20 protein-coding genes are annotated in these 26,992 nt (G+C 37.4%); 12 read left to right on the top strand and 8 right to left on the bottom strand.

The genetic code is table 11. From position 1 onward, the window contains the following. Nucleotides 1–13: 13 nt before the first annotated feature. Entirely contained in the window at nucleotides 14–478 is a 465-nt protein-coding gene (locus ACKU4N_RS17100) for a type I restriction enzyme HsdR N-terminal domain-containing protein (RefSeq protein WP_321318411.1), read from the top strand. On the opposite strand, the gene ACKU4N_RS17095 is transcribed toward ACKU4N_RS17100, so the two are convergent. From ACKU4N_RS17095 to recR, 4 genes are all read right to left on the bottom strand, one after another. Then, nucleotides 459–1,007, bottom strand: a complete 549-nt coding sequence (locus ACKU4N_RS17095) for a GNAT family N-acetyltransferase (RefSeq protein WP_321318409.1) — start codon at nucleotides 1,005–1,007, stop codon at nucleotides 459–461. The two genes, ACKU4N_RS17100 and ACKU4N_RS17095, sit on opposite strands and share 20 nt — an antisense overlap. After that, on the bottom strand, nucleotides 997–3,972 hold the full coding sequence (locus ACKU4N_RS17090; protein WP_321318407.1) for a hypothetical protein: 2,976 nt from the start codon (nucleotides 3,970–3,972) through the stop codon (nucleotides 997–999). Before ACKU4N_RS17090 ends, ACKU4N_RS17095 begins: the two co-directional genes overlap by 11 nt. 327 nt (nucleotides 3,973–4,299) lie before the next feature. Continuing rightward, complete coding sequence (locus ACKU4N_RS17085; RefSeq protein WP_321318405.1) at nucleotides 4,300–5,619, bottom strand: dihydrolipoamide acetyltransferase family protein; 1,320 nt, start codon at nucleotides 5,617–5,619, stop codon at nucleotides 4,300–4,302. Between the two features lie 242 nt (nucleotides 5,620–5,861). Then, nucleotides 5,862–6,485 carry a recombination mediator RecR gene (gene recR, locus ACKU4N_RS17080; protein WP_321318403.1) on the bottom strand — a complete coding sequence of 208 codons (624 nt, stop codon included), beginning with the start codon at nucleotides 6,483–6,485 and terminating at the stop codon, nucleotides 5,862–5,864. A 141-nt stretch (nucleotides 6,486–6,626) separates the two neighbouring features. Here recR and ACKU4N_RS17075 point away from each other — a divergent pair, with 141 nt between their 5' ends. Further along, on the top strand, nucleotides 6,627–8,063 hold the full coding sequence (locus tag ACKU4N_RS17075) for a sodium:solute symporter (RefSeq protein ID WP_321318400.1): 1,437 nt from the start codon (nucleotides 6,627–6,629) through the stop codon (nucleotides 8,061–8,063). A 195-nt stretch (nucleotides 8,064–8,258) separates the two neighbouring features. Here the strand turns inward: ACKU4N_RS17075 and ACKU4N_RS17070 are convergent, their stop codons facing one another. After that, on the bottom strand, nucleotides 8,259–9,002 hold the full coding sequence (locus tag ACKU4N_RS17070) for a DUF6261 family protein (protein ID WP_321318398.1): 744 nt from the start codon (nucleotides 9,000–9,002) through the stop codon (nucleotides 8,259–8,261). Between the two features lie 970 nt (nucleotides 9,003–9,972). On the opposite strand from ACKU4N_RS17070, the gene ACKU4N_RS17065 reads away from it, so the two are divergent. The 4 genes from ACKU4N_RS17065 to ACKU4N_RS17050 all read left to right on the top strand — a co-directional run bounded on the left by ACKU4N_RS17065 (nucleotide 9,973) and on the right by ACKU4N_RS17050 (nucleotide 13,425). Beyond that, complete coding sequence (locus ACKU4N_RS17065) at nucleotides 9,973–10,542, top strand: hypothetical protein (RefSeq protein ID WP_321318397.1); 570 nt, start codon at nucleotides 9,973–9,975, stop codon at nucleotides 10,540–10,542. A 537-nt stretch (nucleotides 10,543–11,079) separates the two neighbouring features. Beyond that, nucleotides 11,080–11,913, top strand: coding sequence for an FKBP-type peptidyl-prolyl cis-trans isomerase (locus tag ACKU4N_RS17060; RefSeq protein ID WP_321318395.1), 834 nt, complete (start codon nucleotides 11,080–11,082; stop codon nucleotides 11,911–11,913). Between the two features lie 26 nt (nucleotides 11,914–11,939). Then, nucleotides 11,940–12,386 (top strand): cupin domain-containing protein, encoded by a 447-nt coding sequence (locus tag ACKU4N_RS17055; protein WP_321318393.1) that lies wholly within the window; start codon nucleotides 11,940–11,942, stop codon nucleotides 12,384–12,386. Between the two features lie 103 nt (nucleotides 12,387–12,489). Beyond that, nucleotides 12,490–13,425, top strand: a complete 936-nt coding sequence (locus ACKU4N_RS17050; protein ID WP_321318391.1) for a homocysteine S-methyltransferase family protein — start codon at nucleotides 12,490–12,492, stop codon at nucleotides 13,423–13,425. 108 nt (nucleotides 13,426–13,533) lie between these two features. Here the strand turns inward: ACKU4N_RS17050 and ccsA (ACKU4N_RS17045) are convergent, their stop codons facing one another. Both ccsA (ACKU4N_RS17045) and ACKU4N_RS17040 read right to left on the bottom strand, forming a co-directional pair. Next, entirely contained in the window at nucleotides 13,534–16,296 is a 2,763-nt protein-coding gene (gene ccsA / locus ACKU4N_RS17045; protein ID WP_321318389.1) for a cytochrome c biogenesis protein, read from the bottom strand. A gap of 38 nt (nucleotides 16,297–16,334) precedes the next feature. After that, nucleotides 16,335–16,604, bottom strand: a complete 270-nt coding sequence (locus ACKU4N_RS17040) for a hypothetical protein (protein WP_321318387.1) — start codon at nucleotides 16,602–16,604, stop codon at nucleotides 16,335–16,337. Nucleotides 16,605–17,126: 522 nt separating this feature from the next. On the opposite strand from ACKU4N_RS17040, the gene ACKU4N_RS17035 reads away from it, so the two are divergent. From ACKU4N_RS17035 to ccsA (ACKU4N_RS17010), 6 genes are all read left to right on the top strand, one after another. Then, nucleotides 17,127–18,395: an alginate export family protein gene (locus ACKU4N_RS17035; RefSeq protein ID WP_321318385.1), complete on the top strand. Its 1,269-nt coding sequence runs from the start codon at nucleotides 17,127–17,129 to the stop codon at nucleotides 18,393–18,395. A 37-nt stretch (nucleotides 18,396–18,432) separates the two neighbouring features. Next, nucleotides 18,433–19,032 carry a cytochrome c nitrite reductase small subunit gene (nrfH, locus tag ACKU4N_RS17030; protein WP_321318383.1) on the top strand — a complete coding sequence of 200 codons (600 nt, stop codon included), beginning with the start codon at nucleotides 18,433–18,435 and terminating at the stop codon, nucleotides 19,030–19,032. A gap of 19 nt (nucleotides 19,033–19,051) precedes the next feature. Then, a complete protein-coding gene (nrfA, locus tag ACKU4N_RS17025) occupies nucleotides 19,052–20,563 on the top strand; it encodes an ammonia-forming cytochrome c nitrite reductase (RefSeq protein WP_321318381.1) in 1,512 nt (503 codons plus the stop codon). Nucleotides 20,564–20,732: 169 nt separating this feature from the next. Then, entirely contained in the window at nucleotides 20,733–22,142 is a 1,410-nt protein-coding gene (locus ACKU4N_RS17020) for an IS5 family transposase (RefSeq protein WP_321318379.1), read from the top strand. Between the two features lie 15 nt (nucleotides 22,143–22,157). Further along, a complete protein-coding gene (locus ACKU4N_RS17015) occupies nucleotides 22,158–23,414 on the top strand; it encodes a cytochrome c biogenesis ResB family protein (protein WP_321318378.1) in 1,257 nt (418 codons plus the stop codon). Nucleotides 23,415–23,451: 37 nt separating this feature from the next. After that, on the top strand, nucleotides 23,452–24,237 hold the full coding sequence (ccsA, locus tag ACKU4N_RS17010) for a cytochrome c biogenesis protein CcsA (RefSeq protein WP_321318376.1): 786 nt from the start codon (nucleotides 23,452–23,454) through the stop codon (nucleotides 24,235–24,237). A 69-nt stretch (nucleotides 24,238–24,306) separates the two neighbouring features. On the opposite strand, the gene alaS is transcribed toward ccsA (ACKU4N_RS17010), so the two are convergent. After that, complete coding sequence (gene alaS / locus ACKU4N_RS17005) at nucleotides 24,307–26,940, bottom strand: alanine--tRNA ligase (protein ID WP_321318374.1); 2,634 nt, start codon at nucleotides 26,938–26,940, stop codon at nucleotides 24,307–24,309. Between the last annotated feature and the right edge of the window lie 52 nt (nucleotides 26,941–26,992).

The raw sequence follows: 26,992 nt of genomic DNA, 5'->3' as shown, positions 1-26,992 counted from the left end.
TAACTGCAATTTTATGGAAAATTTAAATTTACCAACTTATTCCTTTAAAATAAAATCTGAACTGCAAAGAAAACTAATTTTTGACAGTATTCGAAAGAAGTATGTGGCATTGACTCCTGAAGAGTGGGTCAGACAAAATTTCATTCAATATTTGGTGAATGAAAAGAGGTATCCGGGATCTTTAATTGCAATTGAAAAGAAAGTGGATGTTAATCTTCTTCCGCAGCGCAGCGATATTGTTTTGTATAATAATAATGCACAACCTGTTATGATTGTTGAATGCAAATCGGTTAAGGTAAAGATAACTCAGGATGTTTTCAATCAGATTGCACGTTACAATATGAAACTGAGAGTCCCTTTTTTGGTTGTTACCAATGGTTTACAGCATTATTGCTGCCAAATGGATTATGACAAAAAGAGTTTTAAATTTATTCCGGAAATTCCTTTTTATGAAAGTATTAATGGTTTGCAGGATTAATTTTTTGTAGGCTGTATTCATCAAGCCAACCGTTTTTTGAACGGATCCAATCTTTTTTATTTCCCATAATTTTAAATCCTTGTTTTGTAAACAAGCGAAGGCTAACTTCATTTGTGGCTGTAATATTACAGTATAGCTGATGAACCTGCAAAGTGCTAAATGCATAGTTACAAAAGATTTGTAAGGCTTCCGAAGCAAATCCTTTGTTTTTGTTTTCGGTATCATTTATTAAGATTCCAATCCCTGCTCTTTGGTGAAATGGATCAAAATCGAATAGATCGATTAGGCCTATTGGCGTATTTGTTTCAACTAATTCAATAACTAAGCGGAGTTGTTTGGTCTCAAAAATATCCAGATGTGATGATTCCAGATATTGCTTTAAGATAAAAATTGAAAATGGTTTTAAGGTATGACTGACTTCCCAAATAGTAGAATCATTCTCCCATTTGTAGAGAAGTTTTAAATCGGTAGGTTCAAGAGCCCGTAATCGAATATTTTTACCTTCAAGGATTTGCATTTTAGTGTTCATTATACCATTTAATTTCCCTTGTGAAGGCATCAAGATAACCTTTTTTCGTCACTGAGGAAAGCCTGCTTTTGGCTTTTTTCAATGATGAATATTTCTGAAAAGTATATCTGGATAAACCATCGTTTCCCTTATAAATCTGAAGGCTGTCAGTTCCCAAGTTGCTAAAGTAGGAAAGAGGTCTGGCGTTTCGAAGAGCCATTACCTGAATTGTGTAGAAGTTATCTGTTTCATCAGTATTGAAATTCAATACATGTTCTCCCGAAAGAGATTTTCTTACAAAAGCATCCCAATAGCCTCTTTTAAGAACATATCCCAAATCATTAACAGCAGCACCTTTACTTTGATATGTCCGATAGGTGTAGCGGTACAATCCATTTACATCAGAGAAAACAGTAACATTCCCCAAATCAGAAAAGAAAGATAAGGGTTTGGGATTTCGAAGCGCCATTACCTGAATGGTGTAGGTGTCTTTTTCGGAATATTTCATTCCGGAATACAGCAATTGACCGTTGATTACAGTACGAACAAATGCATCCCAATATCCCATTCGAATCAATCTGTTCATTTCGGTAACAGCATGCTGATAGGATGTGTATTTTTTATAGGTATATCGGGTATAGCCATCACCTCCGCGGAAAGCTTTTACATTATCCAGATTATCAAAAAAGTCTGTTTCAACGTATAGTTTCAGCGCCATTATCTGAATGGTGTAATAAGTTTCTCCGCCAGTTTGTTCTTGAATTAAATTATCGTTCGATAAAATTTTGATTTTTGAAGCTGTGAATCCTTTAGAAACAATATCCTTTTGAGCTTTAGCAGCTTTCTTATAGTCTTTGAACTTACCGTAGGTGTAGTGGTATTTCTTGTCCGGACCAATGGTCTCTTTCACACCATCAAGGGTTGCAAAAAGTTCTGGTTGTGGCGAATTAAAATTTCCTAAATCCAACGTGAATGCTAAATCACCAGAATTTAACACCTCAATTTTTGAGTTTTGGGCATTAACAATTGATTGTTTAATTAACTCGGCTTGCGCCTTAATATCAATATTTTCAGATTCTTGGGCTGGCTCGTCTTTTTTCATTTTCGGTATTGTTACCGGATTTTTTATTGGAATCAGATTTTTACCGGGAAGAATCGTGGTACTACCAGATTTGTCTTTTGCATTTATGATATCCTTTTTAATTTCTGCCGGAACAACAGAATCGATTTTAATTTCTTCGTTGGCACTGATTGTATCACTGCTAACTTCAGGAGTGATGAACTTTTTGTCTTCAGGAATAGAATCTTTGGTTGGAGGAAGTGAACCAATTTCACTTAGTTTACTTTCATCCAAATCGATCAGTTCCAAAGTGTTTGGATAGTCCGGTTCATCCTTGGTTCTCAATGTTAACGGAAGCAGGGTAATAACACTGTGATTTTCTTTGTTTGCAAATTCGGGGGGGATATTTAAAATGGTACGAAGAGTTCTGTAACCTTCAGCTACGATTTCGATATCGTATTTTTTACCGGCATCAACAATAAACAGGAATTTACCCGTTGCGGCATTTGGTGTATAAATTCCGATTACATTTCCATCTTTACTTACTGTGATTTTAGAATTTATAACCACATCGCCGCTCGAATTGATAATTTTTCCTTTCAGTACAAATAGTCCCGCTGTATTTTCGTCAGGAGTTTTGATTAAAAAGATGTCCGTTCTTCCAAAGCTGCCTTTTCTGTAGGAAGCAAAATACGCTCTTTTGCCATCGGGTGTTGGAGTGTAATAAATATCATCGTCTGTTGAATTAATTGGGTAACCGACATTAACAGGTGCAGTCCAGCGGCCTTTGATGTTTACGCTTTTGAAAATATCCAATCCGCCCATCGTTTTATGACCGGCAGAACTAAAATATAAGGTTTTTCCATCCGGGTGAATGAAGGGAGCATCGTCATCATATTCGGTATTGATAGCAGGGCCTAGATTTTTTGCGCGGCCCCATTTTCCGTTGGGAAGTTTGGTAACGGTGTAAACATCCATGCCGCCAAATCCGCCCGGACGATTACTGGAAAAGAATATTGTTCTGTTATCAGCAGAAATTGAAATATGACTTTCCTTACTTGATGAGTTGATAACAGGAGCCAGTTTTTCAGGTTTGCTCCACTCATTGCCATTCAGTCTGCTTCTGTAAATATCTCCGCCTTCGGATTCCCGGCTATTAACAAAACCAGCTTTGTAAATATATAGTTCCTGGCCATCAGCCGAAATGGAGATGGAGGCATCGTGGTCGATTGTGTTGAGCTTTGCGATTCCCACCGGATCCGACCAGATTCCATTGGTGCGGTGGGTGATATAGATATCTTCGAAATATTGACCGTCAGAATCAATTTTGCTTCCGGTACCGTTTCTCCTTGAAGTGAAAACCATGGTGCTTTCATCAGCAGTAACTCCCGGACTATGTTCAGAAAATTCGGTGTTTATTTTATTTCCCAGATTGATGATGGAGATGTTTACTGGATTCTTCATCAATTCAATACCATTTTTACACATTTGCATATTGCGCTGAATATCATTTCGAAAGGATGTATTCTGAGGTGAAATGATCTGCAATAAATCTTTGTAAACTTTTAGAGCTTCTTTAAATTGGTAATTGGCATGATATGCTTTCGCCAAATTAAAGTATACATCCATTGAAACATTGTTTCTTGAGCTGGTGTATTGAATTGCTTTTTCTAAAAGGTCAACCGATTTTTCTTTTTCTGACACAATGTTCAGATAGCACAATCCTAATTTGAAATTTAAATCAGCATTTCGGGAGGATTCATCGAGTAACTCTTTGTAAATGATGGCTGCTTTTGAAAAGTTTTTATTGTCGAGAAATTTCTCTGCGATTTGATATTGTCTTTTCGATTTAATTTTTTGCTGTTTAGGAGAAGCAAAAAGAGAGTGAGAGTTAGTTATCCCTATTAAAATAGAGATAAGAACCATAAAAAAAACCTTTAGCGCAAAAGGTGTCTTTTTGTTCAGTTTATGGGCTGTTGAACAGGTTATATGGTTTAAATTAATTAACAATAATTAAATATAGTAGATAAGGGTCAAACTCCAATAACAAATGTAATAAAAAAGCAGAATTGTTAATAAAAACTTACAACTTTCTCTAACGCGTTTAAATTCTTGCTAAAATAGTCAATGCTGCACATTTATACTGTACAAAATAAATAATTTTGTTTGATATTTTGAGTAATAGCCAAAGAATTGGTACAAAAAAGCCATCAAAGAAGATTCGATGGCTTTTGTTTAAGTTTTTTTTTGAGGTTATATTGTTCTTTTTGTATCGAAGTTTTCCAGGTTTTCAGCAATCCTTTTTAGAAACATTCCTCCGAGAGCCCCATCAACAACCCTATGATCGTAGGAGAGGGATAAAACCATGATGTGTCGAATACCTATTGTGTCGCCATGAGGAGTTTCGATTACTGCAGGCTTCTTTTTTATGGCACCAACCGCCAAAATAGCTACTTCGGGTTGATTAATAATTGGAGTTCCGGTTGTGCTGCCAAATGCTCCAAGGTTGGTGATGGTAAATGTACTGCCTTTTATTTCGTCGGGCTGTAGTTTGTTGTTTCTTGCCCGCCCGGCCAGATCGTTAACTTTTGTGGTGATGCCAATCAGATTTAATTCATCGGTTGCTTTAATAACCGGAACAATTAAATTACCACTCGGAAGTGCAGTTGCCATTCCAATATTGATATATTTTTTACGAATGATCCGATCTCCGTCAACCGAGACATTAACCATTGGATAATCTTTTAAAGCACTGGTAACTGCTTCAACAAAAATAGGAGTGAAGGTTAATTTTTGATTTTCCTTCTTCAGGAATTCATCTTTCACTTTATTTCTCCAATGTACCAAGCCTGTTACATCTACATCAATAAAGGACGTAACGTGAGGAGAAACCTGTTTTGAATTGAGCATGTATTGCGCAATTAATTTACGCATACGATCCATTTCAATGATCTCAACATTTTCGCCCTCGTAGCTTTTGTGAGCAGTAACTGCCACAGATGAACCTGAACTAATTGGGGTGGCAATTGGTTCAGCAGAAATTAATTTGCCTGCTTGTGATTTTTTATTTTCCAGATATTCGAGAATATCTTTTTTCGTGATTCGGCCGGCTTCTCCTGAACCTTGAATTTGGTTCAATTCATCGGTGGTGATGTTTTCAGCAACAGCAATTGTTCTTACCAATGGAGAGATAAAAGTTCCACTTTCAGTTTTATTACTGATTTGAGGAGCAACAGAATCGGAAGGGACAGGTTTTAGAGAAGTTTCAATTTGGGGTTTGGCTTCTTCGAGCTTCGCACTTTCTTCAATTTTTTCTGTCTCAGTATCTTCGCCGGCAGTTGCTAAAATTGCAACAACATCTCCCACCTGAGGAGTGTCACCTTCATTGAATAGGAATTTTACAATAGTACCCGATTGAGGAGCCGGGATTTCTGAATCGACTTTATCGGTAGCAATTTCCATGATGGAATCTTCTTCTTCAACAAAATCACCAACTTTTTTAAGAAATTGAGTAATTGTTGCTTCGGTGATTCCTTCACCCATTGCAGGAATCAGGATTTCTATTTTAGCCATGTTCGTGTTGTGTTTTTTTTGATTGTGTTTATTTAGTCTAAATACTACACGAAATTAATAAAATAACAGAAACGGACAAATACATCCGAAAAGGGATTGTTTCATGTGGCAAGGATCAAGTAACAAGGATCAAGTTTCAAGTAACAAGTATCAAGTAATAAGTATTCAATAAACTTGTTCTTGAATTACGGAACTCCGAACTTTATCTAATTAGTAATTACTAATTACTAATTACTAATTGTTTATTGTAAATTCTGATCGAATGGAGTTCGGTGTAATATTGATCTTCCCAGTGTAATTTCGTCGGTATATTCCAACTCATCGCCAATGGAAACTCCTCTGGCAATTGTTGTTATAGGCACTTTAAATTTGTTCAGTTTTTTATAGAGGTAAAAGTTGGTTGTATCTCCTTCCATGGTAGTGCTCAAAGCTAAAATAATTTCTTTTGCTTTTCCTTCGCTTACTTTCTGAATTAATGGTTCAATTTTCAGATCGCTGGGACCAATTCCATCCATTGGCGAAATGATTCCTCCCAAAACATGGTAAATTCCATTGAATTGCTGTGTTCTTTCAATTGACATTACATCGCGGATGCTTTCTACCACACAAATGGTTTCATGATCGCGTTTGGGGTTGGCACAAATGTCGCATAAATTAGTGTCGGAGATGTTGTAGCAGGAATTGCAATGCTTAATTTCATTGCGCAGTTGAATAATTGATGAACCGAAAAGATTTACATCCTCTTTGGGTTGGTTCAGTAAATGCAAAACAAGGCGCAATGCCGTTTTTCTTCCTATACCGGGAAGTTTTGAAAACTCAGCAACAGCATTCTCAAGAAGCTTGGAAGGGAAATTGGTGTAACTCATTTTTACGATCGATTCTTTAGTCTAGTTCAAAAGTAGCAAAATCCAAGGAAAAAAGAGTTGGAATTCTTTTTTCAATGGCAATTGTTTTGGGCAGTCTTAAATGCTTTCTTTATTTTTGATCTACATTTTAAAATTCAGCCTGTGTCACCAGTTTCTATTCTACTTGTTGTTGTTGGGTATTTTTCCCTTCTGCTGATTATATCATATTTCACAGGCCGCAGGGCCGATAATAAAGCTTTCTTTGTTGGTAACAAACAATCGCCATGGTATGTAGTGGCATTTGGAATGGTTGGAGCATCGCTTTCCGGCGTTACTTTCATCTCGGTTCCGGGGTGGGTAAAGTCTATCGATTTTACCTATATGCAAATGGTGTTTGGCTATATGTTGGGGTATATTGTTGTTGCAAATATTCTGTTGCCACTTTATTATAGGCTGAACCTTACCTCAATCTATTCCTACTTGAATGGACGATTTGGTAAAACTTCCTATAAAACCGGAGCATCCTTCTTTTTACTGTCCAGAACCATTGGAGCTTCGTTTCGGTTGTTTTTAATGGCAAATGTGTTGCAGATTACGGTTTTTGATGCCTGGAATGTGCCGTTTTTCGTAACTGTTTTAATTACCATATTGCTGATTTGGCTGTACACGTTTAAGGGCGGAATAAAAACCATTGTTTGGACCGATACACTTCAAACTCTCTTTATGCTTTTGGCGGTTGGTATTAGTATTTACCTGATAATGGATAGGCTGAATATGGATATTGCCGGTTTAGCCAATACCATCAGCGAAAGCGATTATTCAAGAGTGTTTGAATTTGGAGATTGGCAAAGCAAGCAGAATTTTTTCAAGCAATTTTTTACCGGAGCTTTTATCACCATCGTGATGACAGGATTGGATCAGGACATGATGCAGAAAAACCTGAGCTGTAAAAATCTGGGCGAAGCCAAAAAGAACATGTATTGGTATGGCTTTGCTTTTATTCCGGCAAACTTATTGTTTCTGATTTTGGGTGCTTTGCTGCTGATTTTTGCTCAGCACGAAGGCATTGCAATTCCCGAAAGAGGAGATGATCTGTTTCCGCTTTTGGCCACACAGTATTTAGGACCAGTGGTTAGCCTGTTCTTTTTAATTGGACTGATGGCCGCGGCATATTCGAGCGCCGATTCGGCATTAACATCACTAACCACATCTTTTACGGTTGATATTTTAGGTGCCGATGAAAACGATGAGGCACATACCAGAAAATTAAGATTCCGGTCGCACCTTTTGTTTTCGCTGCTTTTACTTGTGGTGATATTGATATTTCGCGCCATTAACGACGATTCTGTAATCGCCGCCATTTTCACCATTGCGGGCTACACCTACGGTCCATTGTTGGGATTGTATGCTTTTGGCTTGTTTACCAAACTGAAAGTGAAAGATAATTTGGTACCTGTTGTTGCCATTTTATCACCGATCATCTGTTACATCCTAAAAGACAATTCGGTGGATTGGTTTGGAATTGCCATCGGGTTTGAGTTGCTGATGATTAACGGGGCATTAACCTTTCTGGGATTGTGGTTGGTGCGTAGTAAATAATTTATTTGTCCTGATACCTCATCCTATCCTTCTCCTGAAGGAGAAGAGAAAACAGCTTCAATTTTTTTTGTTTTATGGATTTGTAAAACTCCCTTGCTTTTATGAGAGGGCTGGGGAGAGGTATTCTCTAATAGCCATAAAAAAAGGAACAGATTAAACCGTTCCTTCTTTCCTTTTAGTCCAAATAATAGTTCGTTATTCTGTAATGTTCAGCTCAGGTTCGGTGGCGGTATTTCGGGTTTTGCGTGCGCGGGCCTTGGTATTAATGCTCTCGATGTGCTGGGCAATTACACTGTTAATTGCAGCGTACTTTTCAGGAAGAGCAAGCGCCATGCTATCCAGATAAGCAGTTAGCTGATCGTTAATAATTTTACGGATCACATTTTTTTGAGTTGATGCAGGAGTCACCTTTTCTAAACCGGCAGCAGATTGCTGGAATTCCAGGAAAGTACTTCTAAAATCTTCGGATGCAGCTGCAAAGGCATCAAATCGGAGTGGAACACCCGTCAAACTGTCTAAAGAAGGTCTTACATCAGGATGATTGATATTCTCGATTAATGATTTTGTTAAGGCCATCTGACTTTCGTAGCTCAGGCGGTGCAGATTCAGATTGTTAGCATCGAAAATACTCCAAATACGCTGTGCCTTTTCGGCGATGTCTTTTTCGGGAGCATGCAAGTTTGCCCAAATAAACAGCTTGGTGCAGATAAAGAGTTGGTCTGCAATCTCATCTTTTTCATGAAGGATTTTTGGCTGCGCACCACTCTTCGAGAAACGAATCGATTTCGTGAAAATCTCATTTTCACTGCCCAAATTTGTAAGAATGGCACTTAAAGCCATATCTGCGCTCCAATCGCCTTCCGAAAAGGCAATTAAAAGATTGGTTGCAACCGTACTAATTTCGGACGTGTTGCAGTAATGAAAAATTTTTTGATTCATAATTGTTTGTGTTTTAATTTGATTTTGGACTAAACGAAGGTTTAATTTAGAAAAAAATAAATAAACAATAAGTAGTATTGGTTAACTATTTGATGTTAAATGTGAGATTTGAAAGTTGGCAGGTTTGACAGCTTGTTTATTTTACATGAATCTTTATCTTGTATGATTTTTGTTGTTTTTTAATGTAAAACAAAGATGTCTGCAGTTTATTTGCAGTCAACATCCCCTTCGATTAGGCTGTTTGCATTGTTCCTGTTCCGAGAGGACTGTTTGCAGCCCATTGTTTCTTCCTGCTAAGGCAAAAAAGCACTTCAACGAACCTGCATGGGCTGTTTTAGCAGTAAAAAGTGCGTTCGGCAAGGCTGTTCACCCATCTTTTGTGTTGAGAAAGTGATTCTATACGCGAAAAACAGCAGTTTGCCTCTCATTTTTGCCTTTGCAGATGAGGTTTTTACCCATTCTGCCTCTCAAATCTGTTTTACACATGCGAAAAACAGCTTGTTGCCCCTCAAATTTAACACTGCAATGTTGTTGAAGGCCAATTTTGCCTTCAATTTGCTGCCAACAGCCTTGTCGAACGCCTTTTTTACACCTGAGTTTTGCAGTGCAGAGGTATTTAGTGGTAAAAGAGAACGTCTATTTTGAATTTGGACGAGGAAGTGAGAATTTAAGCTATTACAAATAGAGTACGATTGTGCATTATTGGATTTTGTTTGCAAAGAGGTTTGTGGTGGAGAATGTGTGTGGATAATTTTTGTGTGCTTTGATTATTAAGGGGTGGGTGGAGTGAATATAATTTGGTAAGTTTGGAATCTGTTGCAATTTCTAACTGTATATTTGGATAGTTCAATGTTAATCTCAAATAATAAGAAATGCAAGGCTATGAATTTTACAGAAAATGAGGATTTACACGCTCTAGCAGATATATAATCTGAGGCTTCTAAATTAAAATCTCTTTAAGAAATAGATCATGAAACTAAATCAATACCTTATTCTTATTTCACTTCTGTTTTTATTTGCATCATGTTCCAAAGAAGATTCTGAAGGTGTTTACGAAGAAATCGACTTATTCGAATTGGATGATTTTGTATTGAAGCAACGTAGTGATTTTGAGAAACACTTTGAGAACTTCTATGTGCAAGAATATAGTATGCTTCCTTATTATGGTTTAGATACAGAAAATGGTGTTTACGAGATTACTACTGCGGGTGTGGATCCGGGATCTTTGGGTGAATTAATCTTTTGGGTATATGCCAGGTATATGGAAACTGAAACTACTGCTCAAGGTATTGAGCGTTTGCAAAGAATAGCCAATTTACATTTTACTTCTTTACCCGATGAAACTTATATCAATTTAGAACCTTACAGTTTTGAGAGAGGAGAATTGATTCAAGTAGATGATTTGAATAAGTTTTACAATCAGGCAATAGCGGATAAAATAGAAAGTATAGAGCAAATTTGGAGGAAAGAAGGCTTTAGTTATCTTCTTACACTAAGAGACGGCAAGGTTGAAATCACCATTGGTGTAATACCAGAATAAATAATCACCTCCCGAAAATTTGTGACCTGTGGGTAATATAAAAATGCAGATAAAGAGCGTTGTTAGTGCGCGATTGTATCGCGTTCCTTACTATTGTAAAGTTAGTGCCACACGATACAATCGTGCGGTAGAGGTGTAGCTGTCATGTTGAACTTGTCGAAACATCTTATTTTAATGAAAGGATTCTTCGGCTACGCTCAGAATGACGATGGTTCGGTCTTCTTTTCTTTGTCCCCTGCTTCAGCCGGGGCATTAAAAATACATCTCTTCGATAGCCTTGATACCTCATCCTATCCTTCTCCTAGAGGAGAAGGGAAAACAGCTTCGGTTTTTAAACTCCCTCTCCTTCAGGAGAGGGTTGGAGAGAAGTTCTAGAATATCACAATCCTGAACATTCCCAGTTTTTACTATATTTGTTTTTTCAATAAAAAACAGATAGATATGAAACGTCCATGCCAAGGTGTTTTTTACATTGAGGGATAATTATTCCAGCATGGTAAGTTCCATATGGCAAATCAAAAACAAATTATAAATCATATGAAGTATAGCTTATTAGCCCTGTGTTTTGCCTTTTTGGTTTCATGTTCGGGTTCCGATGATGAAAAAGATTACAGGGCAGAGAATGAAGAAGAGATTGCAGCTTATGTGCTCGCAAACAATTTAACTGCAGAAAAAACTGCATCGGGTCTGTATTACGTAATTGAGGAGGAGGGAACAGGAGCACAGCTTACAAGTAGTTCTAACGTAACTGTTACCTACAAAGGTTATTATACCAACGGTACGGTTTTCGATGATAGTAAAGGGAATTTAGTTTCCTTCAATTTACAAGGTGTTATTCCTGGTTGGACCGAAGGACTTACCCATTTTAAAGAAGGTGGCAAAGGAATGTTATTAATACCTGCCCATTTAGGATATGGCAGTAAAGATTACAATGGTATTCCCGGAGGTTCTGTACTGATTTTTGAAATCGAGGTATATACTCCTGAAATGATTGCTGCAAAGAATGATGAAGATATACTCGCTTATTTGGAGGCAAACAGCATAAGTGCAACCAAAAGCGATTCAGGTTTGTATTATACAATTGAAGAGGAAGGAGCAGGAGCACAGCCAACAGGTACGTCGAATGTAACTGTGGCCTACAAAGGCTATTTTTTGAGTGGATCTGTTTTCGATGAAAGTAGTTCAGCAGGAGTTTCTTTTGGATTGGATGAGGTAATTAAAGGCTGGAAAGAAGGTATTACCTATTTTAAAGAAGGAGGTAAGGGAAAGTTGTTTGTTCCTGCAGCCTTGGCTTATGGTAGTTATAACTATTCCAGTATTCCGGGAGGATCAGTTCTTATTTTCGATATCCATTTGATCTCTGTAAACTAAACGGGAACCAAACTCCATTCGATTCTATGAAGATAAAGGATGCCAATCAGGTAATTGATATTGTATCGAAGTACATCGATCTTTCGGTTGTTCCATTTGGACAGGACAAAAGGTCGGTTGTTCGCATAGATACCCGTCAGCCAATGTATGGCGGCAATGGCATTGTTTACCTCTTGCAGATGTTTGATGCGGATGAGTTGATCAATAACAGGATTGGTTGCTTCATGGTCTTTTTAAACAAGTACGATCAGGCCGGATTTCACAATCACGGTCCAAGAGGCGAAGAAGAGGTTTATGTAGTAATGCATGGCGAAGGAGAATATTCCGATAAGGCAGGCGAAGATGGCAAAGTGAGAACCCATAAAATCACGAAAGGAAGCATCACTGCAGTAAGCAATGAGGGATTTCATTCGGTGCAAAACACTACTGACGAGCCACTCATCATTTTTGTGATTACTACGAATAAGGCATAAGTAAATACTTTTATTATATAGAAAAGGAACCTTATTGGGTTCCTTTTTTAGGCATTTCTTTTTATATTGAATGCGTTGAAAAATTAGAGAATTTAACTGACCTATGATATTTGAAAAATTATTTCATAATTCGGATGTACTACTAACCGAAGGAGCATTGGTTGAGAGATTAAGAGATGAATTTGATGTGGAATTTGACAAGCACATCAATCATGCGGGAGTTTTGTATACTAATCCGGATGCATTAGAGTGTCTATACAAACAATATGTTGATATTGGAGACAAGTACAAGCTTCCCATTATGCTGATGACTCCAACTCGAAAAGTGAATTTTGAATCTGTAAAAGAATCCTGTTTTAGTGATAAAGATATCATTGCGGATTCTTGTGCCTTCCTAAATAAAATTAAAAATCAATATCCTGATGGTGCAGAAAGTATAATGATAGGTGGATTGTTGGGCTGTAAGGGGGATGCGTATGGCAGTGAAATTGTTTTAGGGATTGATGAGGCATATCGTTTTCATAGGAGACAAACACTTCAATTTGCAAAAGAAGAGGTTGATTATTTATTTGCAGGCATTATGCCGGAAATAAATGAAGCTTTAGGTATGGCTCGGGCAATGGCTGATTCTCAAATTCCATATATTATTAGTTTCATGATCAAAAAAAATGGTTGTTTACTGGATGGAACTCCCATTTCCGAAGCTATAAGATTAATTGACAAGGAGACAAATGTAAAGCCACTCTGCTACATGACTAATTGTGTGCATTCAACCAATGTAAGACAGGCTTTGGCAAATGAAGTTAATGACAAGGATATCCTTTTAAAAAGATTTAAAGGCATTCAGGCAAACTCGTCTGTGTTGAGTCCGGAAGAGTTGAATAACTGTGGTATTCTGCAACAAGGTGATTTTGTTGGTATGGTTGATGAAATGCAGTTATTATATCGGGAATTCGACTTCAAAATTTTTGGTGGATGCTGTGGCACAAATGATAAGTTTATTGATCAATTATCAGCTATGCTGATTGCGGGTAAATAAGTGATTAGAATATGTAAAAAGCGGGAATCTGGATGGATTCCCGCTTTTTTAACTGAATTTTTTCAGACCTGACAAGGTTCAAAAATCGGTCAGGTCTTTCTGTTTTTCTTATGCCTCCACCTCTTCTGGCTCGGTATTGTATTTTTTGTAATTGAAGTAAGCAGTTAAACTTAGAATCAGAACAATTGCAACGGTGTAGTACACCCAGGTTGGCACCGGAACAGGATCGCCTTTAGCGTACGAATGCATACCTGCCAAATAGTAGTTCACACCAAAATAAGTCATTAAGATTGAGCTGTAGCCCCAAACCGAAGCAATATTAAAGGAGTAAACCGATTTTAAGCCGGGAATAAAACGCATGTGCAGTATAAAGCTATATACCAAAATGCTTACCAGTGCCCATGTTTCTTTAGGATCCCAACCCCAGTATCGTCCCCACGATTCGTTGGCCCAAATACCACCCAGAAAAGTTCCGATAGTTAGAAAATACAAACCGATGGTCATGGTCATTTCGCTGATACGGGTAAGATCCGTAACAGTGCTCTTAATTCTAGGGATGTTATTCTTGTTTTGCAAATTGAATAGGAAGAGGTTAATCATTCCTAAAATTGCAGCCAGAGCAAGAAATCCGTAGCTGGCAGTAATAATGGCCACGTGAATGGTTAGCCAGTACGATTTAAGCACAGGAACCAAATTGGTAACCTCTGGGCTCATCCAGCTTAAATGAGCTACAAAAAGAGTTAATCCCGCAAGAATTGATGTTGCAGCCAATGCAAAATCCGATTTTTTTACAAATATGAATCCTGAAAGCAAACAAGCCCATGCCACATAAGTCATCGATTCAAAACCATTACTCCATGGGGCATGACCTGAAATATACCATCTGGCAGCCAATCCGGTTGTATGCAGAATAAAGCCAATTCCTAATATCAGCATGGCTGCGCGCATGATCCACTTTACCTGGAATTTCGGGTTGATAATCTGGATCACCAGAAACACGATTAAAAAGAAACCAATTAGTAAATAGTAGGGAAATAATCTTTTAAAGATGTTTGTATTGTTGTAAAGAATCTCAATTTTTTGTTTGATTGGAGATGGAATCACATTTTGTCCAAATCGGTTTTGGTAGGTTTTTATGCCTGCAATATAGTTGTCTGCATTTACAAAATCGCCATTGTTTAAGGCTTGTCCTAACAAGAGAATAGACTTTTTTACAAACAAAGAATCATCTCCGGTAAAAGCCAGTTCAGCAGTTGGGTTGTACCAGGCGTGCATGTCATCGTTCGGATCAGGGAATATTTTTAAGAATTCACCTGTAAACACCATATAGCTGATGTTAACTCTTTCGTCAACCGAGATAATTTCTTTATCGTAACCTGTACGCTGCGATGGTTTTCTTGAATAGGCATCTTGTACTTTCTTCGATAATTTGTATTGACCTTGTTGGTCTAAAAAGTGTCTGAATGATCCATATTTACCCGAAATGCCAAGTTCCTTAGCCAATTCGGAATTCCCAACCTTTATCATGGCAACGGTTTGCCACTGCTGAGGATTTACAATCATACTAAGAAAAATTTGATCGGCAGGATATCCCTGAAACTTATTCTTCTTAGTGATTTTGCGAATAACTTCGCTGGCCAGGGTGTTAATGGGTTCGAAACGACCGCCATTATCTTGTACCAATAATGCTCCAAAATTCTGCGATTGCTTTAACGGAACAATTGGCAATATTTGATTTTGCGCCGAAGCCGGTAAAAGACTGCCTGCAATCAAGAAAGCCATTACAGCAAGAACTTTCACACTTTTCGATTTTGCCCCCAATGCTTTAAAACGGGTAGCCGGACTAATCAGTGACCAGGCCATCCCCAGCATCAGAATAAAATACCCAAGGTAGGTAATCCTCATTCCCCACTGGTCGTGATTTACCGAAAGAACAGTTCCCTTTTCATCTGTATCATAGGATGCCTGAAAGAATCTGAATCCATCGTGTTTAAGAATGTTATTCATGAAAATACGATGGTTTTGCTCGATGCCTTTTGTATTATCGTAAAGGGTTACTTCACTGGCAAATGATGATGGACTGTTCGAGCCAGGATATCTATCTAAGATAAATTTGTTCAGTTTCAGGGAAAATGGAATTTCAATTGTTTTTGGACCATAAGCTACTGCAACATCAATACCGTTTATCGTCAGATTACCAGGTACGCCTACATAATTATCAGATCCTTTTACAATCATTTCCTTTTGCTCATTTCCGCTTTTCACATCAAATACAAGTACTGTTGGGGCATTTTTATCTTTGCCTTGTATGTATTTGTAAATTGCCGAAGGGAAAAAGTTTTTGATTACTATTTTGGTTCCGTTTAAGTCGTATAATTTTTTAGGAAATACTACGTGCCATTTATTAGCTTCCATTGAAATTGGATCTCCCCCCATCATACTTACTTCCGAAAATTCAGTGGGCGAAATTATTCTTAAGCTATCCGAGTAATCGAAAACAATAGTATTTGCATTGGGATTACTTCCAAATGCTAAAAGATTGGCACCTATGTTTTTTTGTTCGTTGTAAGCCAGAGTAAAATTCTGCATTCCTGCCATACCAGCAGAACCAACCGCAACCATCTCAATAATCGGTGTCCCATTCAGGTCTTGTGCAATGGTCGATTGTGCATTTGGAATCATTGTTTTAAGTGATATCTCAACATTTTTATTGTCGATATTCAAATCATCACTAAATTCCGTTGTTTTTACCGATGAAACAGTAATTTTTTCGCTTAGTTGACTGATTTTTCCATTCGCTTGTGCCTGGATATCAATGTAGGAGTTCATTGTAGTAATCTGATTGGTCGTTTGTCCTTCGCGAATGTGCATATTGCCTTCGTAACCAATATATCGGGTAATCCCTGAACCTATAAAAATGATAATGAAGGCTGCATGAAACAGGAATATAGACCACTTCTCTTTTTGTAGAGCTTGTATCTGAAAATATTTACAACCAAATTAATGGTTAGTAAAAGTAACATTAACTCAAACCACCAAGCATTATAAACCAACACTCGGGCAGCTGAAGTGCCAAAATCATTTTCTATAAAGGTTGCTGTTCCAATTGAGAAAGCAAATAAAATGATGAGCACTCCCATCATTTGCATAGAGAATAGGAAATTCAGAAACTTATTCATTGTTGATAAAATTTTATTTCGTTTAAAGAATTTTATTGTCATTCGGATGAAAGTCTTATGTTTCGTCAGTTTCCGAATATGGGAGTTCAAGATACGCTTTTCTTTATAATTACAAAATATCTCAAATTGCACTTATCGTGCACATTATAATACATTTTCTCATGCAAATCGTGTAACTTGTTGTGACTAAGATCATCTCTTTTCGGGGTTCTGATATTTGTCTTTGTTATAGTAGATAAATATCTGTAATGCTTCAGTAAATATTGCATATAAAATAAAATAATAATTGTGTTTATTAAGATCAATGATAAATTACATATTTATTCCATTTGTCTTCATCAATATGAAAAGCTTGAATATCAAGAATAATAGAAGATAAAAAGGTATTAAAATTTAAATATAATAAATTTAAATAATCTTTTAATCTTGAATTAAAACATTAATCTGGTTAGTATTGTATTATAATCTATGTAACAACTGTGTTGAAACACAGTTTTTTAAATTGATAATCTATCCAAAACTATGAAAAAACTATTTCGCCTATTCTTAATCCTGTTTTTGGGATTGGTGCCTATGCTATCAATGGCACAGTTAACTTTCAAGGGGGAACTTCGTCCACGTACAGAGTATCGCCATGGGTTAAAATCATTATTTAATTCAACCGATGAAGCCGCTCTTTTTACCTCTCAACGTACACGTCTTAATTTAAATTACAACGATTCAAAATTTCGTGTAGGATTATCCCTGCAGGATGTAAGAGTTTGGGGAGATGTGGCTCAATTGAATATGTCTGATAAAAATCAATTGATGCTTCATGAGGCATGGGGTGAAATAATTTTTAATGAAAGTTTATCCCTAAAAGTGGGCCGTCAGGAGTTGGTTTATGATGATTCAAGAATTTTAGGGAATGTAGGTTGGGCGCAACAGGCCCGAAGTCACGATTTGGCTTTGTTAAAGTTTAAAACAGATGAAAACGGTCAATTTCATTTTGGTTTAGCTGTAAATAACGACTCAGAAGCTCTTAAAAAGACATTGTATACTACAAATTACAAGAACATGCAGTTTGCATGGTATCACCGAAAAGCTGACAAGTTTGATTTTAGTTTGTTATTCATGAATGTTGGTGTTCAGGTAGATGTGAATGCAGGAGTTGGTGTGGCTGATCTCGAGTCAAGATACAATCAGACTTTTGGAACAATACTGAATTATCGTCCGGGTAAGCTTTCTTTAACTGGATCATTGTATGCGCAAACAGGGGAACATGCTTCGGGTAAAGATGTAAGCGCACATATGTTTAATTTGGGAATGAATTTCCCTATTGGTGCAGGTTGGAAAGGTAATGCCGGTGTTGAAGTGCTTTCGGGTACGGATTCAAACGCGGGAGCTAATTCGGATTATGAGTCATTTACTCCCTTGTTTGGAACCAACCATAAATTCAATGGTCATATGGATTATTTCTATGTTGGAAACCATGTTGGAAGTGTTGGTTTGCAGGATATTTATGGCGGAATAAATTATGGAAAGGATAAATTTTCTTTTGCCACGGCGATTCACTTGTTTTCAACACAAGCCGATTTATACAGCGGAGCAGATAAGCAGGATAAGTATTTAGGTACTGAAGTTGATCTTTCAGTTGGCTACAAATATTCTGAAAATGTACTGTTTAAGGCTGGTTATTCTCACATGTTCGCTGCCGATTCAATGCAGGTATTAAAAGGTGGTGACAAAGATGAAACTCAGAACTGGGGATGGGTAATGCTCGTTTTCACTCCTGATTTTTTGAAAAGATAGCGCAAAAAGAAAATCCTATACATCAAAACATTTGCTAATGAGAAAACTATTCAAATTTCTAACACCACCTCCACAATGGAAACTACCGGTTTTGGTGTCTTTGGGAATATTTGTCGGACTTGGCTTTTATGTACTTTACCTTTCAAAGGCGGCATCATATCTGTCCGACAATCCGGAGACCTGTGTGAACTGTCATGTTATGGCACCGCAATTTGCTACATACCAGCACAGTTCCCATCGCGAAGTTGCTACTTGTAACGATTGTCATGTTCCGCACAATAATGTGTTTAACAAGTACTTCTTTAAGGCCAAAGATGGCTTGCGGCATGCAAGTATGTTTGCCTTGCGAATGGAACCGGAAGTAATCTTTATTTTGGAGGAAGGCAAGAAGGTGGTTCACAACAATTGCATTCGTTGCCACAGTCAAACACTGACTGATCCAAAGCTAGCCGCACAGTTACCCATGCATGCTCACAACACACAGGATCGTGTATGTTGGGAATGTCACAGAGAGGTGCCTCACGGACGGGTAAACAGTCTGTCGAGCGTTCCAAATGCCAGAGTACCACTACCTGAAAGTCCAGTACCGGATTGGTTGCAGGAATATATGAAAGAATCAAAATTAAAAAATAAATAAAACCTAAATCATAAAGCATATGAAACCAATACAAGAATCTATAGGCAAAAAGCCATTGTTGGGATGGGCTATCTTCCTGGTAACATTGGTGGTTGTATTTCTGCTTGGATTGTTAGCTTCATCAATAATGGAACGTAGAGCAGAATCGGTATTTGCTTATACGCCACAAGTTAAGCACGATCAGTGGGAGCCACGTAACGAAGTTTGGGGTGAGAATTTCCCAAGAGAATTTGAATCTTATTACAAAACAGCTGATACCACATTCCGCAGTAAATACAATGGCAGTGCTATGATCGACATGTTAGAAGTTGATCCTAGACTAGTTGTACTTTGGGCTGGATACGGTTTCTCGAAAGACTACAATCAAGGTCGTGGTCATTATTATGCAATTGAAGATATTCGAAATACATTGCGTACAGGGGGGCCAAAAGATGAAAACGACGGACCTATGCCCGCAACTTGCTGGACATGTAAATCACCCGATGTACCTCGTTTGATGAATGAAATAGGGGTTGCAGAGTTTTACAAAGGAAAATGGGCAGGCAAAGGACACGAAATAGTAAATCCTATCGGATGTGCTGATTGTCACGATGCTGAAACTATGAATCTAAGAATTTCCCGCCCGGCTTTAATTGAAGCATTCGACCGTCAGGGAAAGGATATCAACAAAGCAACTCATCAGGAAATGCGTTCTTTAGTATGTGCTCAGTGTCACGTTGAGTATTACTTCGATAAGAAACGTGTTGAAGGAGCTAATTATCTAACTTTACCTTGGGATAAAGGAACTAGTGTAGAGGCAATGGAAGAGTATTACGATGAAATTGAATTTAGTGACTGGACTCATAAATTGAGTAAAGCGCCAATGTTGAAAGCTCAGCATCCGGGATATGAAATTTATATGAAGGGAATTCATGCCGATCGTGGTGTTTCTTGTGCTGACTGTCATATGCCTTACAAATCGGAAGGTGGACAAAAATTTACAGATCACCACATACAGTCTCCTTTAAACAATGTAGCCAATTCATGTCAGGTTTGTCACCGCGAAGAGACAGATAAGTTGATTCAGAATGTGTATACCCGTCAGGATCAAATTATCGGAAACCGTGACAATTTAGAAGAGTTGTTGGTTCGTGCTCATGTTGAAGCGGCAAAAGCATGGGAGTTAGGTGCCAGCGAAGCTGAGATGAAATCTGTATTGATGGATATTCGTCACGCTCAATGGCGTTGGGATTATGCTGCCGCTTCTCATGGAGGATCTTTTCATGCCCCAACAGAAATTGGACGTGTAATTTCTACAGGTATCGTTCGTGCTCAGGAAGCTCGTATTACTTTGGCAAGACTTTTCGCTAAATACGGATTCAACGAAGAGATAGCTTATCCGGATATCGCAACGAAAGCAAAAGCACAGAAATTTATTGGTCTTGATATTGATAAGTTAAATCAGGAAAAACAAGAGTTCTTGAAAACTATGGTTCCTGAGTGGGAGAAAAAAGCGAAGGAACGCGAAAATACATATCAGGTTAAAATGTAATCTAAATAAATCTTTTAATTAAGTGTGCCGTCCAAAATGGACGGCATAATTTTTATATTTAGTCATCCCTTAAAAAGATTCCAGAATATTGATAATCAACTGATAAACTTTTTTATTCCCTACTTAAATCTGCAAGCAAATAAGTATCTTAGTTGAAAATCTTGCAGATATGGTTGGAAAACAGGACAATACACCTCAATTAAGTATTTTTGACACACCACTGGAACGATTCATCAATTTAGAGCATGAATTGTGTATTTTATCAAGGCGAATTGACTGGGATTCAATAGAAATGGAATTCTCTGTTTATTTTTCCGAAATCGGACGTCCATCTGTTCCAATCCGAAGAATGGTAGGGTTGCTTCTGTTGAAACACATTTATAATTTAAGTGATGAGTCCATCGTTGACAGATGGATTGAAAATCCCTATTGGCAGTATTTTAGTGGGGAGAAAGTTTTTCAAACACAAAAGCCTTTTGATCCAACCGAGTTTATACATTTTAGAAACCGTATTGGGAAAGAAGGAGCAGAAATATTATTGAAAATATCAATTCAGTTATTTGGCAAAGAAGCTCAGGAAAAAGAAGTATTAATTGACAGTACGGTACAAGAGAAGAATATCACTTACCCAACCGACGCAAAACTACACAAGCGTATAATTGAGAAAGTAAACAAGATAGCCAAACAAGAAGGAATCACATTACGCCAAACTTATACCCGAACCTTAAAGCAGTTGATGATAGACCAACGTTTTCATAATCATCCAAAAAGAAGAAAGAAAGCCAAAGCTGCATTACGAAAAATCAAGACTATTGCAGGTCGCCAGGTCAGAGATATCCAAAGACAATTCACCACATCTCAACAAAAGAGATATCAGGAATTATTTATCATTCTCGATAAAATCTTAACGCAACAAAAAGGAGATAAGAACAAGATTTACAGTATCCATGAACCTGAGACTCGCTGTATTGCTAAAGGAAAAGAAGCAAAGAAATTTGAGTTTGGAAACAAGACTGGGTTTGTTTTGACCAAAACCACAAAAATAGTAGTCGGCGCTATTGCCTTTGAAAATAATCCTTACGATGGGCACACTCTAGAAGAACATTTAAAACAAACAGAATATTTAACAGGAAGTTGTCCAAAAATAGGGATTGTAGACAGAGGATACAGAGGGAAAAAGAAGATCAATGGTACTGAAATAATATCACCTTCTGTTCCTAAAAGAGAAACGACTCAGTATGAAAAACAAAAAGCAAGGAAACGTTTTAGATCCAGAGCTGGAATAGAACCGGTTATTGGACATATTAAGCAAGATCACAGAATGTTAAGGAATTATCTAAAAGGCGTTCTAGGTAATCAATTAAATACAATTTTTGCCGGAACTGGGTTTAATCTAAAGAAAATGCTCAATAGAATTAAAGAGCAAATCCTTTGTGTCTTTTTTAAAACTAAATCTTTGGATGCAATTATTTTCAAAAATCAAACTCTCAAAATATCTGGCTTTTTAAGGGATGACTATTTAGAAAAATTGGATTGGTCTCAGGTTCAAATCATTTTAAGCATAAAATCATTTTTTTAATCTGCCTAAATCAATATGACTAAAAATACAAAACCCTTATGGCAATCCCCCTGGGGATATTCTGAGAGCTTTTTAATGACATTTGGTTTGCTCCTTATCGGATTTACTCTGGAATTTACTGTTGGGAGTGCTTCTTTTGGTTCCATCTTATTTCCTCAAAATATGATTCTTGGAACTGTGTATATTTTATTGATTGCTCTTGTTTATGTCTTGATAAGGAAGAAACCAATATTCAAATTCCTTTCCGGGATTTCTGCATCAATCGGGGCAATTGCCGGCTTAAGTATTTTGGTGGTGATTATGGGGATTACTCCCCAAATTCCTATGGAGAACAAGGGAATTGTAACAAGCCTTGGTTTTAATCGATTGACAACTTCCATTCCGTTCTTGTTCATCAATTTGTATTTACTCTTTATTTTAGGAATGGTAGTAGTTCGAAAACTATTTCCGTTGAAATGGAAAAACTGGGGATTTATATGTAGTCATTTAGGACTTTGGATAACTGTTTTTGCAGCAGGTTTAGGTTCGGGTGATTTGCAGCGTCTTCGCATGGATTTAAATGAAAATCGTATTGAAGGAAGAGCTTACGATGACAAAGGAAATTATTTTGAGTTGCCATTGGCGATTAAACTGAACGATTTTAAAATTGAAGAATTTCATCCGAAATTGGCGGTTGTTGATAACACTACAGGAAACTTATACGAAGCAACCAAGCCTTCCATGATCATGATAGAAAATGATTTAAACTGTAAGCTTAACGATTGGGAGATTATTGTTGATGAATTTTTTGTGACATCGGGTCGGGCAGGAGATAGGTACTATTCTCTTGTTGATTTAGGAGCAGCTCCGGCGGCGAAGGTGAGAGTCATTTCTTCAGGCAGAGATACGATCTCAGGCTGGATCAGTTGCGGCAGTTTTAACAGGCCTCACGAGTCATTAAAGATTGATGACAGGTTTTCATTATTGATGACTGTGCCGGAACCTAAAAGATTCTCATCGGAAGTCAGCATTTTTACTCCCGATGGAAAAAGGCAGGAACAAACTTTGGAGGTGAACAAATCATTTACCGTGAACGGATGGAAAATTTATCAACTTAGCTACGATGAGAAAATGGGAATTTACTCCACCAAAAGCATTGTAGAGGTAGTGAAAGATCCTTGGCAGGTATTTGTTTATATTGGTGTTTTTATGATGATGATTGGTTCGGTATATATGTTTTGGCGTGGCAATAAAGTGAAAAATGAGGAAATACACAGAAGTGTTTCAAATTAGAGTTTGTTTTTAATAGTTGCATTTAAAGTTTTGACTAATGATTTGGAATCATTTTTTATTGGCAGCAGGCCTTAGTGCAAGTACCTGGTTGTTGGCCTCTTTTCTTCCCAAACGGGAATTAATTAGAAATGGATTGGTACTGTTGGGAATTGCAGGCATTGCCTTTTTTATAGGATTTTTATGGATTAGTTTGGAACGACCTCCATTACGAACATTGGGTGAAACCCGTTTGTGGTATGCATTCTTTTTGCCTGTAATTGGTTTTTTAACCTATTGGCACTGGCGTTACAACTGGATGTTGTATTACAGTCTGGCTTTGTCCTTGCTATTTCTTTTTATCAACTACATGCATCCCGAAAATTTTTCTAAAACTTTAATGCCTGCATTGCAAAGCCCATGGTTTGTGCCACACGTAGTAGTCTATATTTTTGCTTATGCATTTTTGGCAGCATCTTCCTTGGTAGCCGTTCGGGGATTGTATCAGGAATACAAAGGACGGCTTCAGCCCCAAATTATGCTGATGGCCGATAATTTGGTGTACTTAGGTTTTGCTTTCCTAACGCTGGGCTTGCTTTTCGGAGCATTGTGGGCAAAAGAAGCTTGGGGACACTATTGGACATGGGATCCGAAGGAAACCTGGGCATTTATTACCTGGTTGGGTTATTTGGTCTATATTCATCGTCGGTTTCAAATGCCGGCAAAATACAAATCTTCTTTGTGGATATTGGCTTTAGCCTTTGTTATTTTACTGATCTGCTGGTTTGGTGTAAATTATCTGCCCTCAGCTCAGTTTAGCGTTCATACTTACAGTCAGACTCCCTAACAGATTAGTAACTGTAAAAGAAAACGCCGTTTCAATTGAAACGGCGTTTTCTTTTATTATGACTTGTAATTATCCTTCAATCTTGTGAAGAACCATTTTCTTGGCAACTTCAATGGCTTTTTCCAGTCCCTGAGGATCTTTACCACCAGCTGATGCGAAGAAAGCTTGTCCACCTCCGCCACCTTTAATTTCTTTGGCCGCTTCACGAATAATGGCTCCGGCATTTAAATCGTATTCTTTTACCAGATTATCCGAGAACATGATGGTGATGTTTGCTTTTCCATCCAAATCCGCACCCGAAATAAATACAAGATTGTCTACTTCTCCTTTTAGTTGGAATGCGATATCTTTAATGTCACCAGCACTGGTAACGGCAATTGGTTCAGCAATAATATTAACATCATTCGTTACCGAGATATTTCCTTTCAAATCATTCTTAACGATTTTCAAACGGTCTTTTATGAAACCATCCAGATCTTTTTTCAAGCCTGAATTCTCATTCATTAAATCAGTAATGTTCTTAATCAGGTTCTGATTTGATTTAAAGATGCGTTCAATTTCTTTTAGGGTATTTAACTTATCATTGATGAATTGTTCAGCCTTTACAGCTGTAATTGCTTCAATTCTTCTAACACCGGCAGCAATTGCACTTTCCGATGTAATTTTGAAATATCCAATTTGACCAGTAGCTTTCACATGTGTTCCTCCACAAAGTTCTACTGAATCATTAAATTTAATAACACGAACCAAATCACCGTATTTTTCACCAAATAAAGCCATTGCTCCAAGGTTTACGGCTTCAGCCATGGGGATGTTGTTCTTTATTTCGATTGAAATATTCTCACGGATTTTAACATTCACGATTTCTTCTACTTTAGCAATTTCTTCCTCGGTAAGTTTCTGAAAATGCGAGAAGTCGAAACGCAAATGATCAGCATTAACAAGAGATCCTTTTTGTTCTACATGCTCTCCCAATACTTCACGAAGTGCGAGGTGCATTAGGTGAGTTGCTGTATGGTTATTTGCAATTAGAGTTCTGTTGCTCTCGCTAACTACAGCCTTAAATACAACAGTCGGATCTTTCGGTAATTCTTTTGCAAAATGAACAATTAATCCATGTTCCTTTTTTGTATCAATGATAGATATTTTTTCTCCATTTGCTTCAATGTAGCCGGTATCTCCAACTTGTCCGCCACTTTCACCATAAAAAGGAGTAATATTGAAAACCATTTGATATTGGTCTTTATCTTTTGAAGAAATTTTACGGTAACGGGTAATTCTTACATCAGTAGTCAGGTAATCGTAACCAATAAATTCTTCTACATCATCTTTTAAAATCTCAACCCAATCGCCTGTATCAACAGCAGTTGCAGAACGTGAACGATTCTTCTGGGCTTCCATTTCTTCATTAAATTCCCTGCGGTTCGCAACCAAATCATTTTCTTTCAAAATCAATTCAGTTAAATCCAAAGGAAAACCATAGGTGTCGTACAATTCAAAAGCCACCTTACCTGATACAACTTTGTAGTTTTCTGATTTTGTTTTATAAATAATCTGATCCAAAAGGCGAATTCCGTTTTCAAGAGTTCGTAAAAAAGAGTTTTCCTCTTCCATTACTACCTTTTCGATTAAGTTCTGTTGCTTAATTAGTTCCGGGAAATGTTTTCCCATTACTTCAATTAGTACCGGAATTAAACGATACATAAATGGCTCCTTGAATTCAAGAAAAGTATATCCGTAACGAACAGCTCTTCTCAAAATTCTTCGGATTACATATCCTGCTTTGTTATTCGATGGTAATTGTCCGTCGGTAATTGCAAAAGCGATGGTTCTGATGTGGTCGGCAATTACTCTTAATGCAATATCAATTTCCTCATTTTTGCCATATTCCTTGGCGCTCATTTTCGCGATAGTCTGAATAATTGGCTGGAATACATCAGTATCGTAATTTGATGTTTTTCCCTGCATAGCCATGCACAAACGCTCAAAACCCATTCCTGTATCAACATGCTGATGAGGCAAAGCTTCCAGTGAGCTATCCGCTTTGCGATTGTATTGCATGAATACAAGATTCCAAATTTCAATTACCTGCGGGTGATCTTTATTTACCAAATCACGACCGGCAACCAGTTTGCGTTCTTCATCACTGCGTAAATCGATATGAATTTCAGAACAAGGACCACATGGCCCTGTATCTCCCATTTCCCAGAAATTGTCTTTTTTATTTCCGTTTATAATTTGTTCGGCAGGAAGAAATTTAGCCCATAATTCAGCAGCTTCATCATCACGGCCTAATTTATCATCATCACTTCCTTCAAAAACAGAAGCGTACAATCTATCTTGCGGCAGTTTGAATACATCAGTTAGAAGTTCCCATGCCCAATTGATGGCATCTTCTTTAAAGTAATCACCAAATGACCAGTTGCCCAACATTTCAAACATGGTATGATGGTAGGTGTCGTGACCAACTTCTTCTAGATCATTGTGTTTTCCCGAAACTCGCAGGCACTTTTGAGAGTTGGCAATTCGTTTGTATTTAATTGGTGCGTTACCTAAAAAAAGATCTTTAAATTGATTCATTCCTGCATTGGTAAACATCAAAGTTGGATCATCTTTAATAACCATTGGTGCCGAAGAAACAGTCTTATGTTGTTTTGAGGCAAAGAAATCCAAAAATGCCTGTCTGATTTCGTTAGAATTCATGTGCTATTATGTTTTATATCAATCTGATTTATGTACTTAGCTTGCAAAGTTA

Source organism: Labilibaculum sp. (assembly GCF_963664555.1).
GTDB lineage: Bacteria > Bacteroidota > Bacteroidia > Bacteroidales > Marinifilaceae > Labilibaculum.
Note: the sequence above shows the minus strand (reverse complement) of the source record. Positions and strands in the feature narration are given on the sequence as shown.

Bases quoted from the DNA above. Each gene is read 5' to 3' on its own strand.
- ACKU4N_RS17015 (WP_321318378.1), top strand. From the start codon at position 22,158: ATGACTAAAAATACAAAACCCTTATGGCAATCCCCCTGGGGATATTCT.
- alaS (WP_321318374.1), bottom strand. From the start codon at position 26,940: ATGAATTCTAACGAAATCAGACAGGCATTTTTGGATTTCTTTGCCTCA.
- ACKU4N_RS17085 (WP_321318405.1), bottom strand. From the start codon at position 5,619: ATGGCTAAAATAGAAATCCTGATTCCTGCAATGGGTGAAGGAATCACC.
- ccsA (WP_321318389.1), bottom strand. From the start codon at position 16,296: ATGCACATTCGCGAAGGACAAACGACCAATCAGATTACTACAATGAAC.
- ACKU4N_RS17095 (WP_321318409.1), bottom strand. From the start codon at position 1,007: ATGAACACTAAAATGCAAATCCTTGAAGGTAAAAATATTCGATTACGG.
- ccsA (WP_321318376.1), top strand. From the start codon at position 23,452: ATGATTTGGAATCATTTTTTATTGGCAGCAGGCCTTAGTGCAAGTACC.
- ACKU4N_RS17060 (WP_321318395.1), top strand. From the start codon at position 11,080: ATGAAGTATAGCTTATTAGCCCTGTGTTTTGCCTTTTTGGTTTCATGT.
- ACKU4N_RS17090 (WP_321318407.1), bottom strand. From the start codon at position 3,972: ATGGTTCTTATCTCTATTTTAATAGGGATAACTAACTCTCACTCTCTT.
- ACKU4N_RS17100 (WP_321318411.1), top strand. From the start codon at position 14: ATGGAAAATTTAAATTTACCAACTTATTCCTTTAAAATAAAATCTGAA.
- ACKU4N_RS17035 (WP_321318385.1), top strand. From the start codon at position 17,127: ATGAAAAAACTATTTCGCCTATTCTTAATCCTGTTTTTGGGATTGGTG.
- ACKU4N_RS17020 (WP_321318379.1), top strand. From the start codon at position 20,733: ATGGTTGGAAAACAGGACAATACACCTCAATTAAGTATTTTTGACACA.
- ACKU4N_RS17040 (WP_321318387.1), bottom strand. From the start codon at position 16,604: ATGAATAAGTTTCTGAATTTCCTATTCTCTATGCAAATGATGGGAGTG.
- recR (WP_321318403.1), bottom strand. From the start codon at position 6,485: ATGAGTTACACCAATTTCCCTTCCAAGCTTCTTGAGAATGCTGTTGCT.
- ACKU4N_RS17050 (WP_321318391.1), top strand. From the start codon at position 12,490: ATGATATTTGAAAAATTATTTCATAATTCGGATGTACTACTAACCGAA.
- nrfH (WP_321318383.1), top strand. From the start codon at position 18,433: ATGAGAAAACTATTCAAATTTCTAACACCACCTCCACAATGGAAACTA.
- ACKU4N_RS17065 (WP_321318397.1), top strand. From the start codon at position 9,973: ATGAAACTAAATCAATACCTTATTCTTATTTCACTTCTGTTTTTATTT.
- nrfA (WP_321318381.1), top strand. From the start codon at position 19,052: ATGAAACCAATACAAGAATCTATAGGCAAAAAGCCATTGTTGGGATGG.
- ACKU4N_RS17070 (WP_321318398.1), bottom strand. From the start codon at position 9,002: ATGAATCAAAAAATTTTTCATTACTGCAACACGTCCGAAATTAGTACG.
- ACKU4N_RS17055 (WP_321318393.1), top strand. From the start codon at position 11,940: ATGAAGATAAAGGATGCCAATCAGGTAATTGATATTGTATCGAAGTAC.